The sequence below is a fragment of the Sphingobium rhizovicinum genome, assembly GCF_042647625.1.
Lineage (GTDB): Bacteria > Pseudomonadota > Alphaproteobacteria > Sphingomonadales > Sphingomonadaceae > Sphingobium > Sphingobium rhizovicinum.
The window spans coordinates 3,245,546-3,259,845 of record NZ_JBHRVU010000004.1 but is presented as its reverse complement, the minus strand read 5'-3'; the positions used below and the strand labels follow the sequence as shown (position 1 = coordinate 3,259,845).

At 64.2% G+C, this 14,300-nt stretch carries 15 protein-coding genes; 7 read left to right on the top strand and 8 right to left on the bottom strand.

What is annotated here, in order from left to right:
* The 4 genes from ACFOKF_RS17145 (at window position 1) to ACFOKF_RS17130 (ending at window position 5,515) form a co-directional block, all read left to right on the top strand.
* Complete coding sequence (locus tag ACFOKF_RS17145) at window positions 1-1,098, top strand: hypothetical protein (RefSeq protein ID WP_380797195.1); 1,098 nt, start codon at window positions 1-3, stop codon at window positions 1,096-1,098.
* Between the two features lie 705 nt (window positions 1,099-1,803).
* Window positions 1,804-2,556 (top strand): YaaA family protein, encoded by a 753-nt coding sequence (locus ACFOKF_RS17140; RefSeq protein WP_380797852.1) that lies wholly within the window; start codon window positions 1,804-1,806, stop codon window positions 2,554-2,556.
* Window positions 2,557-2,639: 83 nt separating this feature from the next.
* Window positions 2,640-4,688, top strand: a complete 2,049-nt coding sequence (locus tag ACFOKF_RS17135; protein ID WP_380797193.1) for a TonB-dependent receptor — start codon at window positions 2,640-2,642, stop codon at window positions 4,686-4,688.
* Window positions 4,685-5,515, top strand: coding sequence for a HoxN/HupN/NixA family nickel/cobalt transporter (locus ACFOKF_RS17130; RefSeq protein ID WP_380797191.1), 831 nt, complete (start codon window positions 4,685-4,687; stop codon window positions 5,513-5,515). Before ACFOKF_RS17135 ends, ACFOKF_RS17130 begins: the two co-directional genes overlap by 4 nt.
* Here the strand turns inward: ACFOKF_RS17130 and nikR are convergent.
* Together nikR and pgeF are read right to left on the bottom strand one after the other, a co-directional pair.
* Window positions 5,498-5,971 (bottom strand): nickel-responsive transcriptional regulator NikR, encoded by a 474-nt coding sequence (gene nikR, locus ACFOKF_RS17125; protein WP_380797189.1) that lies wholly within the window; start codon window positions 5,969-5,971, stop codon window positions 5,498-5,500. The genes ACFOKF_RS17130 and nikR overlap by 18 nt on opposite strands.
* Before the next feature lie 75 nt (window positions 5,972-6,046).
* The gene (gene pgeF / locus ACFOKF_RS17120; protein WP_380797187.1) at window positions 6,047-6,811 is read right to left on the bottom strand and encodes a peptidoglycan editing factor PgeF; all 765 of its coding nucleotides are present in this window, start codon (window positions 6,809-6,811) and stop codon (window positions 6,047-6,049) included.
* 195 nt (window positions 6,812-7,006) lie between these two features.
* On the opposite strand from pgeF, the gene ACFOKF_RS17115 reads away from it, so the two are divergent.
* Window positions 7,007-8,569 (top strand): amino acid permease, encoded by a 1,563-nt coding sequence (locus tag ACFOKF_RS17115; protein WP_380797185.1) that lies wholly within the window; start codon window positions 7,007-7,009, stop codon window positions 8,567-8,569.
* Window positions 8,570-8,763: 194 nt separating this feature from the next.
* On the opposite strand, the gene ACFOKF_RS17110 is transcribed toward ACFOKF_RS17115, so the two are convergent.
* Window positions 8,764-10,032: a multidrug effflux MFS transporter gene (locus ACFOKF_RS17110; protein ID WP_380797184.1), complete on the bottom strand. Its 1,269-nt coding sequence runs from the start codon at window positions 10,030-10,032 to the stop codon at window positions 8,764-8,766.
* Between the two features lie 216 nt (window positions 10,033-10,248).
* Here ACFOKF_RS17110 and ACFOKF_RS17105 point away from each other — a divergent pair, with 216 nt between their 5' ends.
* Window positions 10,249-10,545 carry a hypothetical protein gene (locus ACFOKF_RS17105; RefSeq protein WP_380797182.1) on the top strand — a complete coding sequence of 99 codons (297 nt, stop codon included), beginning with the start codon at window positions 10,249-10,251 and terminating at the stop codon, window positions 10,543-10,545.
* On the opposite strand, the gene ACFOKF_RS17100 is transcribed toward ACFOKF_RS17105, so the two are convergent.
* Genes ACFOKF_RS17100 through ACFOKF_RS17080 form a run of 5 tightly spaced genes read right to left on the bottom strand, consistent with a single transcriptional unit; the run spans window position 10,546 to window position 13,785 of the window.
* On the bottom strand, window positions 10,546-11,679 hold the full coding sequence (locus tag ACFOKF_RS17100) for a GNAT family N-acetyltransferase (RefSeq protein ID WP_380797180.1): 1,134 nt from the start codon (window positions 11,677-11,679) through the stop codon (window positions 10,546-10,548). It abuts the gene before it with no gap.
* The gene (locus tag ACFOKF_RS17095; protein WP_380797178.1) at window positions 11,672-12,391 is read right to left on the bottom strand and encodes a glycerophosphodiester phosphodiesterase family protein; all 720 of its coding nucleotides are present in this window, start codon (window positions 12,389-12,391) and stop codon (window positions 11,672-11,674) included. The genes ACFOKF_RS17100 and ACFOKF_RS17095 overlap by 8 nt, the downstream gene beginning before the upstream one ends.
* Window positions 12,372-12,836, bottom strand: a complete 465-nt coding sequence (locus tag ACFOKF_RS17090) for a RidA family protein (protein WP_380797176.1) — start codon at window positions 12,834-12,836, stop codon at window positions 12,372-12,374. Before ACFOKF_RS17090 ends, ACFOKF_RS17095 begins: the two co-directional genes overlap by 20 nt.
* Window positions 12,833-13,489: an HAD family hydrolase gene (locus tag ACFOKF_RS17085; protein ID WP_380797174.1), complete on the bottom strand. Its 657-nt coding sequence runs from the start codon at window positions 13,487-13,489 to the stop codon at window positions 12,833-12,835. The genes ACFOKF_RS17090 and ACFOKF_RS17085 overlap by 4 nt, the downstream gene beginning before the upstream one ends.
* Window positions 13,486-13,785 (bottom strand): DUF3572 domain-containing protein, encoded by a 300-nt coding sequence (locus tag ACFOKF_RS17080; protein ID WP_380797173.1) that lies wholly within the window; start codon window positions 13,783-13,785, stop codon window positions 13,486-13,488. The genes ACFOKF_RS17085 and ACFOKF_RS17080 overlap by 4 nt, the downstream gene beginning before the upstream one ends.
* A 68-nt stretch (window positions 13,786-13,853) precedes the next feature.
* Here ACFOKF_RS17080 and ACFOKF_RS17075 point away from each other — a divergent pair, with 68 nt between their 5' ends.
* The gene (locus ACFOKF_RS17075) at window positions 13,854-14,216 is read left to right on the top strand and encodes a response regulator (protein WP_380797171.1); all 363 of its coding nucleotides are present in this window, start codon (window positions 13,854-13,856) and stop codon (window positions 14,214-14,216) included.
* Window positions 14,217-14,300 lie beyond the last annotated feature (84 nt).

Sequence of the window (14,300 nt, the reverse complement as noted above, 5' to 3'; positions counted from 1 at the left end):
ATGAGCATCGACTACCGATCCAGCCTTTCGCGCCTTCGTGCGCGCCGTCTCGGCACCGACCATGGCAAAATATCGCTTCATGAAACCATCACCAAGGTCGAGCGCTACCAGACCCGGTCCACAACCGACGCCACCCAGTACACACTCGGCGCGATGCAGGAGGTCGATCCCGACTACACGCGCATCAGTAATGAGGAGGCAGACCGCGTTGCCGAAGCTCTGCGTGGGGGGCTGGCGTCGCTAGGCCGGTCCGCCTCTTACCGCCAGCAGGGCTCCGTCCCGGCAAACACGCATATTCGCGGGGCCAGCGACGTCGACCTGCTCGTGTTACTCGGCGAAGCCCTGACCTACGACGCTAGCGGCCCGGGGGCGGCGAAGGGCTGGTATACGCCTTGGAGCGGATCCGTGCTGTCGGCGGTCCGCCAGTTGCGCACCGACTGCGAGGGAATCCTAGAGCGGCGCTACTGGGGGGCGACGGTCGACACGTCCAAAAACAAGTCGATCCGACTCAGCGACGGTTCGCTACGCAGGGACGTTGATGTCGTGCCCGGACATTGGGGCGATAACGCCACTTACCAAGCGACACTGCTTGAACGGGACCGCGGCGTTCACATCCTCGACAAGTCAGTGCCGACCACAACCATGAACTTGCCGTTCTTGCATGCCGCTCGCCTCGGAGAAGGCGATGTTCCCACCAGTGGCGGATTAAAAATGGCGATCCGGATGCTGAAAAACATCAAGGCCGACAGCAGCCGCGTGATCGACCTCTCCAGCTACGACATCGCTGGTCTTATGTGGAACTGCGACCAGTCGCTCCTGCGGTTCACCTACGGCCGCGAGCTGGCGATCTTGCTCGGCACCGACCAGTGGCTTGAGACCCTCGTCCAGAACCCATCCTATGCGCGCACTCTCGATACTCCTGACGGCATCCGCAAGGTGCTGAACGAATCGGCGAAGGAGGCGGCACTCGCACTGCTTGCCTCCGAGGTCGCCGCCCTCAGGCAGGCTGTTGCGGAGGAGTGGATGCGGACACTGAAGTCCCAGAGATTCGCAACGGCCCGGCGCAGCGTTCTCGACGAGATTTTCATACCAGGCTGATCTCTCTGCAGCGTTCAGCCCGGGCCAGATGCGGCTTGCATCTGGCCCGGTGTCGCGATCCTGGAGACGACGGAGAGCGCGCTTCTCCGCTACATCAGCGGCAGTTAAGTCTGGAAAGCCGGCCGCCTCCGCGCCGCAGCCTTATTTGCCCCACGGACGTGTAAGTGGGGGCAACTATTGGCAAGAGACCGCCCAGTCCTCGCTCGAGGTCTCGGCTATCGCCGGCGCAGTTGAGAAGATGAAGCACGTTAGTGGGACAGAGAGGCGACAATCTGATCGCTGAACGCGCACTGTCCGGAAATCAAGTTTGGTCATAAAGGCGTCTAACGGCTGTAAAGGGGCGACGGCTGCCCTCGAGAAGAATGAATAAGCTGCGTAATGGGAATCGAACCGGAAGGTGAAACCCGAGCATTTCTCAATGTTTGGACGCAGGCGGTCAGAAGTGGAGTGCCCTTGCAAAATTCCTTGTATAAATTATTAGGTTATAAGTCGCGGACGGTCACCATTTGGATCTCGTGGTACTTTTCATAGTATCTCGGCAAGATCAGCGAACATCTACTTTTTTGAAATCAAACACTTATTTCTTCTCTTGGATTCCGTCCCCGGCACCATTTTTCTCCATATAAATCGCCCTTCAGATCAAGCGCCGCACCGCGTTTGTCTGATTTTTTGACGCGCGCCTTCGCAGCCGTTACCGACCGCGCCATGATTGCCCTGCTTTCCCCCGCCAAGACGCTCGATTTCGATCGCGCATTGCCGCCGCTGTCGCCTTCCGCCCCGCATTTCGGCGATCAGGCGCGCGATCTGGCGCGCTCGGCCGCCAACCTCACGCAAAAGCGGCTGGCCGAACTCATGCATATCTCGCCGCGTCTGGCCAAGCTCAACGCTGATCGGTTTCGCGACTTTGCCGACTTGCCCGAGCGGCCCGCGCTCTACGCCTTTGCCGGCGACGTCTATACCGGCTTCGATGTGGATACGCTGGAAGAGCCGGGCGTCGCCTTCGCGCAGGATCATGTCCGCATGCTCTCCGGCCTCTATGGCCTGCTGCGCCCGCTCGATGCGATCCGGCCCTATCGGCTGGAAATGGGCACGCGCTGGGCGCCCCGGCACAAGAAGCTGACCGACTGGTGGGGCGACCGCATCGCCGCGCTGCTGCGCACGCAGGTGGAAGAGGAAGGATCGGGCGTCATCCTCAACCTGGCGAGCCAGGAATATTATGCCGCGGTCGAAGGGCGGCTGCCCGGCATCCGCATCATCGACGTCGATTTCCGCGAACCCGGTCCCAACGGCCCGCGCTTCATCAGCTTCAACGCCAAGCGCGCGCGCGGCATGATGGCGCGCTGGCTGTGTGAGCATCATGTGACGGACATAGACGCGATGCGCGGTTTCGACACCGACGGCTATCGTTTCGACGCGGCCGAAAGCGATGGGGATCGCTGGCGCTTCACACGGGCCTAAGCGACCTACGTCATCTGCCCCATGCCGATATGATCGGCCCCTCCGTATGATCTTTTTATCAAGAGTTCATACAAGGGGTGCAGATGGGACGGATCGGGCATATCGCGACGGGGCTGGCACTGGCGGCGCTCTGCCCGACGGGCGCGCTCGCACAGACGCAGCAGGATGCGGACAGTCAAGCCGACATCATCGTCTATGGCCGCAACCTGCCACAGATCGGCACTGCCCTGTCCGCCTCGCAGGGGGTGGTGGGCTATCGTGACTTTGAGGATCGCCCGCTTGCCCGCGTGGGCGAGATGGTGGAAAATGTCCCCGGCGTGATCGCCACCCAGCATTCGGGTACGGGCAAGGCCAATCAATATTTCCTGCGCGGTTTCAATCTGGACCATGGCACCGATTTTGCCGGCTTCGTCGATGGCGCGCCGGTCAACATGCGCACCCATGGCCATGGACAGGGTTATCTCGACTTCAATTTCCTGATCCCCGAACTGGTCGAGCGGATCGACTATCGCAAAGGCCCTTATTTCGCCGATGTGGGAGATTTCTCCGCCGCCGGCACGGTGCAGTTCAAAACGCTCGACCGGCTCGCCCGGCCGCTGGTGGAGGTGACGGCGGGCAGTTACGGCTATTATCGTGCGCTGGCCGCCGGCAGCAGCGTGGTGGGGGGCGGCGACCTGCTGCTGGCGATCGATGGCACGCGCTCCAACGGTCCCTGGGATCTGAATGAAGATTTGAAGAAGGTGAACGGCCTTATCAAATATAGCCGGGGCACCGCCGATCAGGGCTGGAATATCGGCTTCACCGGCTATCATGCAACCTGGAATGCGACCGATCAGGTGCCCGAACGGGCGATAAGCGACGGGCTGATTTCCCGCTGGGGGACCATCGATCCGGCGCTGGGCGGGCGCACCACGCGCCTTGGCCTGACCGGCAACGCCGTGCTGGGCGCGACGCAAATATCCGCTTACGCCACCTATTATGATTTCCTGCTGACCTCCAACTTCACCTATTTCCTGAACGACCCCGTCCATGGCGACGAATTTCAGCAGCGCGACCGGCGCGGTGTTTTCGGCGGATCGGTGCGCCATGGGCTGGACGCGCATCTGGGCGCCATGCCCGTTGCCGTTACGCTGGGCGCGGAGGGGCGATGGGATCATATCGGCAAGGTCGGCCTCTATTCCTCCGTCGCCGGCGTGACGCGGGCGACGGTGCGCGAAGACAAGGTGGACGAATATAGCGGCGCGGCCTTTGTCGATGCGACCGCCGCGCTGACCGACCGGCTGCGCCTGTCGCTGGGCCTGCGCGGCGACGTCTATGGCTATGATGTCGCGGCGCGCAGCCTGCCGGTCAATTCCGGCAAGGGCAGCGACGCGATGCTCAGCCCCAAGGCGGCGCTGGCCTGGCGCGCGACCGACAGTCTGGAATTGTACGCCAATTATGGCGAAAGCTTCCATTCCAACGATGTGCGCGGCGCGGCGATCCGGGTCGATCCGGTGACGGGCGACCCCGTCGACCCCGTGCCGGTGCTGGTCAAGGCGCGCGGGCAGGAGGTCGGCGCGCGCATCGAACGACCGAATTTCACCGCCTCGATCAACGCCTTCCACCTGAGCCTGGGTTCCGAACTGGTGTTCGTGGGCGATGGCGGATCGACCGAACCCAATGATGCGACCCGCCGCTATGGCGTGGAGGCGACCATCTTCTGGCAGCCGGTCCGATGGCTGGCGCTCGACGCCGCCGGGGCGCTGACCCACACCCGATTCCATGATGTCGATCCGGGGCAGGATCATATTCCCAATGCCGTCAGCGAAGTGGTGTCGGCCGGCGCGACGCTGGATCTGGGGCGGGGGATCAGCGGATCGCTGCGCCTGCGCCATTTCGGATCGGCCCCGCTGATCGAGGATGACAGCGTCCGGTCGCGTCCCACCACGCTGGTCAACATGGGCGCCTATTACAGCCTGACGCGGATGAAGGTCGGCCTCGACATTCTGAACCTGTTCAACGCGCGCGATGCCGACATCAGCTATTATTACGCCTCCCGCCTGCCCGGCGAGCCGGCCGAGGGGGTGGAGGATCGCCACATTCATCCGGTCGAGCCGCGCCAGTTCCGCGTCTCGCTGCGGTATCAGCTATGATCGATCCCGCAGCGCTCAGCCTGCCGGTCCTGATCGCCACCGCCTTTGCGCTGGGCGCGCGGCATGGGGTGGACGCCGATCATCTCTCGGTGGTGGACGCGATTGCGCGGCGCGATGCGCTGGTGCGGCCATGGTCGGCGCGGCTGGCCGGCGCGTCCTTTGCGCTGGGTCATATCCTTGTCGTCACGCTGGTCGCGCTGCTCGCCTGCCTGCATCTCGATCGGGACGATGCGCCGCCGGACTGGCTGGCGGCGACGGGCGTGGGCATATCGGCGACCACGCTGATCCTGCTGGGCATCGTCAATTTGCGTGCGGCGTCGCGCCCGGCCCGCTCAATCGACGGCGGGGTACGCGGATGGCGCAGTCGCTGGCTTCGCCCCGCCGATCGTCACTGGCTGATCCTGCTGACCGGCGCGCTGTTCGCCATTTCGTTCGACACCATCGCCATCGCATTGGGGCTGGGCCTTGCCGGCCAATATCTGGGCGGCTGGCATCCTGCATTGCTCGCCTGCGCGGCCTTTGGCGGCGGCATGATGCTGGTCGGCCTCGCCAATGGCGCGCTGACGGTCCAGCTGCTCCGCACGGCCGGGGACGGCGCGGCGATGGCCGCCCGGGCGATGACGCTGATCATCGGGCTGATCAATCTGGCGCTGGGCGTCACGGCGCTGGCGGCGCTGTCGCTGCCCCGGCTCGATCAATGGCGCGAAGCCCATGGCGGCCTGACCAGCGCCGCCATCATCCTGCTGTTCCTGACTGCCTTTGCCTGCCTGTCGCTGGCGCAGGCATTGCGGGCGCGCCGCAGGGTCGGCTCAGCGACTGCGCGGTGACAGATGCGCATGGCCATGATGGTCATGCGCGTCCGCCTGCGCATGATTATCGCCCGGCTCCACATCCAGCAGGTTGACCGTGCCGAACCGCACGCCGCGCTCGGCCCGGACCTGATCGGCAAAGGCGCGCACCTGCGCGGTCGGCCCCTTCAGCATCACGCTTTCCAGACTATGGTCGTGGTCCAGCCGCACCAATGTGCTGGCCGCCACCAGATCATGATGCGCATGTTGCAGATCGGCCAGACGCTGGGGCAGCGATCGCACCCGCCGATCGACCACATAGGAGAGATTGGCGACGCAATGGTCGCTCAGGCTATTGTCCTGCCGCCATCGCTCGATCGCATCGCGCGCCATGTCGCGCATCGCTTCCGACCGACTGTGATAGCCGCGATCGGCGACCATCTGGTCCAGCATTTCGGCCAATTGATCGTCGATCGAAATGGTGATGCGCTGCATGGAAAACCCGGTTGGAAGGGAAGGCCGTCCATCTGTGCCGCGCCCGCATCTCCCCGTCAAATTGCAGCCGGGGCGTTACGCCTCGGGCAGGGCGATCATCGAAATCTGCCGTCCATAATCGCTTTCCTGCGCATGGCAGGACCGGCGATAGCTGTAGAATCGGTCGGGCTGGCTATAGGTATCCTCGTCCAGCAGCGCGATCTGCCCGACGCCCGCATTGGCCAGCCGTGTCGCGACATAGGCGGCGATGTCGAACTGGCAATGGCCCGGTCGCCCCGGCGTGAAAAATCGTGCATTGTCCGCATCCTCCTGCTCGAAGCGCAGCGCGAAATCGTCACCCACTTCGTAGGATGCCCGGCCGATGCACGGCCCGATGGCGCAGGCGATGCGCGCCGGGTCGGCGCCCAGCGCCACCATCGCATCGATCGTACGGTCGGTCACGCCGCCGATCGCGCCCTTCCACCCGGCATGGGCCGCGCCCACGACGCCCGCCGCCCTGTCGGCAAACAGCACCGGAACACAATCGGCGGTCAATATCCCCAGCACCAGCCCAGGCCGGTTCGTCACCATGGCGTCGGCGGCCGGGCGTTCGGTTTCGGCTATGGGGGCCGTCACCGTCACCACATCGGGCGAATGGACCTGATGCACCGTCACCAGCGCCGCGCCGGGCAGCAGGGCGTCGCGCGCCAGATCGCGATTGCGCAGCACCGCCTCGCGCGTGTCGGCCGATCCCAGCCCGACATTCAGCCCCGCATGAATGCCGGTCGACACCCCGCCGCGCCGTCCGGCAAAGCCATGGGGCACCTGTTCCAGCCCCCTGGCGCGCAGCAATTCGATCATCGGCAAGGCTCCTGTCAGTCCCGTGTCAGTCGGTCCCGCTACGACGCGGGCCTGGCCATTGCTACTGCACGGGAATGTCGCGTGAACGCAACATACTTGCGCGTGGCGGATTAGGCGATAGTCTCGCGTTCACAGCTCAAGGGGGGCGGCGTCATGCTGCCCGAGCAAAACAAATATGTGTGAAGGGCATCATTCATGATTTTCGGGCGCGTTAAGCCTCTCGACGCCATATTGGCGACGGCCGAGAAGAAATCGCTGCATCGGTCGCTGGGCGCGTTCCAGCTGACCATGCTGGGCATCGGCGCCGTCATCGGCACCGGCATCTTCGTTCTTACCGCCGAAGCCGCGCAAAAGGCCGGTCCCGGCATGATGCTCTCCTTCGTCATCGCCGGCTTCGTCTGCGCGGTCGCCGCGCTCTGCTATGCCGAAATGGCGGCCATGGTGCCGGTGTCCGGTTCCGCCTATACCTATAGCTATGCGGTGATGGGCGAACTCATCGCCTGGATGGTCGGCTGGGCGCTGATTCTGGAATATGCCGTTGCGGCGGGGGCCGTGTCGGTGGGCTGGTCCGGCTATGTCGTGGGCCTCATCGAACATACGTTCCATCTCGACATACCCGATCTGCTGACGCGCGGGCCGTTCGATGGCGGCATGGTCAACCTGCCGGCGATGCTGATCGCCTCGCTCGTCACCTGGCTGCTGGTCATCGGCACCAAGGAAAGCGCGACCGTCAACGCCATCCTGGTCCTCATCAAGGTGTCGGCGCTGACCCTGTTCATCGTCCTGTCGGTTCCGGTGATGAAGATGGATGGCTTCCACCCCTTCGCGCCGCTCGGTTTCTCGGGCATTTCCGCCGCCGCCGCATCGATCTTCTTCGCCTATGTCGGCTTCGACGCCGTTTCGACCGCCGCTGAAGAAACCAAGAATCCCCAGCGCAACATGCCGATCGGCCTGATCGGCTCGCTCGCCATCTGCACCATCTTCTACATGCTGGTCGCCGCCGGCGTGATCGGCACCGTCGGCGCGCAGCCAGTCTACAGCGCGGCCGGCGAAGCGCTGGCCCCCGGTTCGGCCGCCCTGTCGCAGCAATGCGCCGCGCTGGCCGCCGCCGGCACCGAAGCCGTCACCTGCTCGAAGGAGGCGCTGGCCTGGACCCTGCGTGAAATCGGCTGGCCCCAGATCGGCAACCTGCTTGGTCTGGCCGCCGGCCTTGCCCTGCCGTCGGTCATCCTGATGATGATGTTCGGCCAGACCCGCATCTTCTTCGTCATGAGCCGCGACGGCCTGCTGCCCGCCATGTTCTCGAAAGTGCATCCGACCTACAAGACGCCGCATGTCATCACCATCCTGACCGGCATCTTCGTCGCCCTGTTCGCCGCCTTCTTCCCGGTCGGCATCCTGGCGGACATTTCCAACTCGGGCACGCTGTTCGCCTTTGCCGCCGTGTCGATCGCGGTCATGGTGCTGCGCAAGACCGATGCGGGCCGCGCCCGTCCGTTCCGCACCCCGGCGATCAACATCACCGCGCCGATCGCGATTGCGGGCTGCATGTATCTTTTCTGGAGCCTGGGCGTCGAAACCAAGCTGATGTTCGTCGGCTGGGCCGCCGTCGGCCTGATCGTCTATTTCGCCTATAGCCGCAGCCGCAGCCATGTCGGTCGCGGCGTGGTCGATGTGGCGGAGGATGATGCGGGCATTCCGCCCCAGCCAGTGCCGCCGCTGCCGGGCGCGCCTACGCCGGGCGGCAAGGACGCCTGATCCACACACAGAAAAGGGGCGGGAAACCGCCCCTTTTTTATGCGCCGCCTTGATGCCCGTTTTAGGGCCGATCGACATTCAGATGATGGCGGAGCGAAAATGGTGGATTTTCGTGACCCGGATCAAAGTACGTGAGCACCGGAAGCACGGAAATTCGCCATTTGCAGCCCGCCAGGGCTGAATGTTGATTGGTCCTAATGAAAGTCGATTTCGCTTTCGCGCAGCGCGCCATGACGGGGGCGGGTGAACATCTTGCCCCGTTCGGCCCAGGCTACGATCAGCAGCGACAGCGCACCGAACACCAGCAACCCTGCCGTAAAAGGCAGGGTGGTGCCGTCAAAGGCGCGGCCCACGATGCTGCCCAGCGCGCTCGACAGGGCGGTCGTCAAAAACGCCTGAAAGGAAGAAGCGACGCCGGCGCCCTTGTTGAACGGCTCCATCGAAATCGCGCCGAAATTGGATGCGGTGAACGCCACCGTCATCATCGACAGCGATTGGAGTATCATGAAGGTCGCCAGCGTCTCCCATCCCGCGAGAATCACGCCCAGATGCACGGCGGCGATCAGGATAAAGGCGATCAGCGCGCTCTGGCTCATGCGGCGCGCGCCAAAGCGCGACACCAGCCGGCTGTTGATCAGGCTGCCTACACCCATCGACCCGGCGATCAGCGCGAAGCCGATGGGAAAGACTTTTTCGGCGTGAAAGACGTCGAAAAAGATCTGCTGGATCGACAGGATGAAACCGATCAGGCCGCCCATCACGACGCCACTGGCCAGCATATAGCCGATCGAACTGCGCGTGCGCAGGACGGTGCCGATGGTGTGGAGCAGCGCCCCCGGCGTGATGCGGATGCGGTTATGCGGCGGCAGCGTTTCCGGCATCCTCAACAGCATCCAGCCCAGGATCAGGCAACCCAACAGGCACAATATCCAGAAAATCCAGCGCCATGGTGCAATCCACAAAATCGCCTGACCAAAGCTGGGCGCGATCACCGGGATCAGCATGAACACGGCGAAGATCAACGACATCACCCGGGCCATCGCATCGCCCTTGAACTTATCGCGTATGATGCCAACGGTAATCACCCGGCTGGCCCCCGCAAAAAAGCCGGCGCAGCCCCGCGCGGCCAGCAACAGGGCGAAACTTTTCGCGCTGGCGCAGGCGATGGTGGACAGGATGAACAGCGCCATCGCAATGCCCAGCACCTTCTTGCGCCCATAGCGGTCGGACAGCACGCCAAACAGCAGCGACCCGAAACCCAGCCCCAGAAAATAGGTGCTGATGATCAGTTGGCGGTCATTGGGATGGGGAATCGCCAGATCGCGGCCAATGTCCGGCAGGGCGGGCAGCATCGGATCGGTCGACAGGGCGTTCATTGCCATCAGACAGGCGCACAACATCACGAACTCGCGGAACTGGATCGTGCGCGCGGGCGGCGGGGCGTTGGCTGGCGTCTGGGTCATGCCATCGGCTATGGTCGCAACCCGCCGCTTGCACCAGTCCCTAACTGCTACGGAATGCGGCGGATTCGGTCTTCATGGTCGACAACGCCCGTGCGACGGACATTCTCATGGCAAATATCGCGTTAACCATTTTTTATCGCTTCCCGGTCAAAGCTGCTGCTCGTGGAAAAAGGGGTCCAGATCCATTGAGCTAGGGTTGAGACAGGGGAAGACATCATGGGTAACAGCATCAAGAGCGCAGAATTTCTTATGGAAGCCCGCCGGTCGCGGATGGGCTATGGATCGGCGGAAGAATGTTTCGAACTGGGCGTCGCTTATAGCTGCGGCGCGGGCGACCTGCCGATCGACTTCATCGAAGCCCATAAATGGTTCAACCTCGCCGCATCGCGCGGCAGCGAAGCGGGTCAGGCGATGCGCGCCGAAATCGCCGAGGAAATGACCGCCCGCGAAATCGCAGAGGCCCAGCGCGCCGCCCGCGCGCTCATCATCGCCAGCCAGCCGCGCGCCGCCTGATCAGCCATCCTTCCTGAACGGGGTTCGCGCCTTCAGCCACAGCCGGTCGCGCTGCACGCCGTCCCGCTCGTCGGCCAGAAACGCGGCGACCGCCCGGCGGAATCCGGCATTGGGCAGATAATGCGCCGACCATGTGGGTTCGGGGGCATAGCCCCGCGCCAGCTTGTGTCCGCCCTGCGCCCCGGCCTCGACCCGGCGCAGCCCGCGCGCGATGGCGACGTCGATCGCCTGATAATAGCAAAGTTCGAAATGCAGGTTGGGTACGTCCTCGACGCATCCCCAATAGCGCCCATAGAGCGTGTCCGCGCCGATCAGGTTGAGCGCGCCCGCTATCGCCCGCCCGTCGCGCAGCGCCAGCATCAGCAGCACCTTGTCCGCCATCGTCTCGCCCAAGATCGAGAAGAAGGACCGGGTCAGATAGGGCTGGCCCCATTTGCGCGCGCCAGTGTCCTGATAGAAATCCCAGAATATGTCCCAATGCGCTTCGGTCAGGTCGCTGCCGGTCAGGTGGACGATCTCCAGCCCCTCGACCGCGCGCCGCCTTTCCTTGCGGATATTCTTGCGTTTCTCGCTCGACAGGTCGGCCAGAAAATCCTCGAACCCGCCATAGCCGCGATTGGTCCAGTGGAACTGGCTGTCTTCCCGGATCAGCCATCCCGCCGCCTCGAACAGCGGCACTTCGCTTGCGTCGATGAAGGTCGCATGGGCGGAGGACAGTTGGTTGCGGTCGACCAGCATTTCGATGCCCGCGATCAGCGCGGGGGCCTGCGCCGGGTCGCGCAGCAACAGTCGGGGACCGGGCACGGGGGAAAAGGGCGCGGCGATCTGGATCTTGGGATAGTAACGCCCGCCCGCCCGTTCCCAGGCGTCGGCCCAGCTATGGTCGAACACATATTCGCCCTGGCTGTGGCTCTTGCCATAGGCCGGCGCGGCGGCGGCGATTTCTCCGTCCGGGCCGTCGATCACGATCGGCAAAGGCTGCCATCCGCTCTCGCCGCCGACGCTGCCCGATCGTTCCAGCGCGACCAGAAAATCCCAACTTATGAATGGGTTATCATTTCCTGCGCAGGCGTCCCATGCCGCCCGGTCGAAATCCGCCACGCCCGACGCGATCCGCGCCGTCACATCAGTCATGCCCGACCTCAAAGATGATCTGGTCGGCATGGGTCGCCGCGCGGGTCCGCTCGCTCTGGCTGCGCACGGTCCATGTCAGCACGGGCAGCCCCCTTGCGCGGGCGCGGCGGGACAAAGCGGATGGCAGGTCGCGAATATCACAGGCGACAAAATCGGGTTTCGCCAGCCAAAGCGCAAGGGCGCGTTCGATTTTGCCGCGCAACCAGCCCTTGCCCTGCTGCGTCACGACAAGGCCGCGAAGCTGTCCACTTCGCTGTCGCAGGAACCATCGCACGGCATAGGGATTGAACGACATCACTGCGACCGGCGCGCCCGGCCACCCATCCAGATCGCGCGCCACCGCCCGGCACAGGCCCTCGACCTGCCGCCCGTCCGTCTTGATCTCCACCAGCAGCGGCGTCTGGCCGCCACATCGCGCCAGCAAGGCTGATAGTCGTGGAATTGCGCCGCCATCGGGCAGGGGGACGCCGTCCAGCGTCGCGGCGTCCAGCGCGGCGACCGCTTCCTCCCGTCCGGCCATCCGCGCCAGCGTTGCATCGTGAAAGACGAAGGCCACGCCATCGCGGCTGGCCCGGACATCGCATTCGATGCCATGTCCGCCGGCGATGGCGGCGTTAAACGCCGCCATGCCATTTTCGCTCACCCCCGGCCCATTCAATCCGCGATGGGCGAAGGGGCGATCTATCAGGAAATCAGGCTTCCGGGCGGACAAGAACCACCGCGTCGATTTCAACCACCGCGCCCAGCGGCAGCACCGGCACACCCACTGCGCTGCGCGCATGCTTGCCGGCGTCGCCGAAAATTTCGACCATCAGTTCGGACGCGCCATTGGCGACCTTGGGCTGGTCGATGAAGCTTGGCGCGCTGGATATGAAGGCGCCCAGTTTCACGATCCGTTCGACCCGGTCCAGGCTGCCCAGCGCCGCCTTCATCTGCGCGATGAGGTTGAGGCCACACACCCGCGCGGCCGCAACGCCATAGTCCAGGTCGCGATCCTCGCCCAGCCGTCCGGTCATCAGCCCGTCGGGCGCCAGCGCGATCTGCCCGCTGATATGCAGCAGGCCATTGGCTTCCACCGTCGGCACATAGGCGGCGACCGGCGCGGCCGCCTGGGGCAGGGTGATGCCGAGTTCGGCGATACGGGCTTCGATGCTCATGCAATAACTCCATCGGACAGGGATGTTTCGACCGGAGCCGGCCCCTGCGCCAGTCGCTCCATGATCCAGTGTTCGGCGCGCGCCCAATCGTCGATGCGGGCATGGGCATAGGGGGCGGCGGGCACATGTTCGGCAATTTCGGGTTCGCCGACCAGATGCAGCCGCCACACATGCGGCGCATGGGTGGCGACCGAATGATGATGTTCGGCCAGATCGTCGATGAACAGGGCGACGCTGGGCTTGCGATCCGCCACAATGTCGGCCAGCGGACGGCCCTTGCCCCCCTGATTCCAGTGGACCGGCAGATGCAGCCCATGGGCGGCCAGTTGCTCCGCCCGCGCCTGCTGGTGCCGCTGCGTAATATTGGTCAGCACCTCGATGTCGGCGATGACCGACAGGCGGTGCAGCGCCTCGACCGCGCCGGCAATTGGCGCCTGCCGGTGCATCTCCGTCTCGAAAAACGCCAGCAGCAATTCCCAGACATGCTGCCGCTCCAGCGGTTCGCCGCTGTCCTTGTGCCGCAGCGCCTCGACAAAGCCGCGCTCGCGCATGTCGAAATGCACGTCATGCGTCTCGTCCAGCCAGATGCGGAAGGGCACGACCATGTGCAGCAGCACTTCGTCGCAATCGGTGATGATCAGGGGACGGGTCATCGGCTCAATCTTTCCTGCGCCGCAACCAGCGCGGCGGGTGTGGTGTCGATCGCCTCGGCACAGGCGATCAGGTCAGGCTCATGGTCGGCCAGGAAGGTCAGCACTGCGGCCAAAATGGCCGGATTGTCGATCCCCGCGCGCAGGGCGTCGACATCCAGCCCGGTCAGCGCCAGCAGCCGGTCGGCGCGCGCGCCATCGCTCAATGTCCATCCCAGCGCCATCAATGCCAGCGTCGCGGCCTCTTCCGCGCTGCCTTGCCCGCTATCCGGCTTGCCATATTCTGGTCTGGGTCGCATGATGGCCTTTCGGGGCGGGGCGGCTAATGGGCGCTCCAAAAAGGCATTTTTCGGACCGCGGGTGACTGGTGGCAAAGCGCGTGCTCGTTGTCGAGGACAACGAACTCAATCTCAAACTTTTTTGCGACCTGCTGCGCGCGCACGGGCATGACGTGCTCCCACTGCGCGACGGGCGTGATCTGCTGGCGCAGGCGCATGACTTTCTGCCGGACCTCGTCATCACCGACATTCACCTGCCCCATGTCAGCGGGCTGGACCTCATTCAGTCGCTCAAGGCTGACGAGCAACTGTCGCCGGTGCCGATCATGGCCGTCACCGCTTATGCCGGGCATGGCGATGAGGAGCGTATCCGCGCCGCCGGGGCGCAAGCCTATGTGTCCAAACCCATTTCCGTGATGCGCTTCGTGGAGCAGGTGAACGCCCTTCTGTAACGCTCCGGCAACGCGCTTCACATTTTCGTCATCATCCTTTCATGCAGGCTGCATCAACCAGCCCTCTGCGCGTCATCCTTCTCT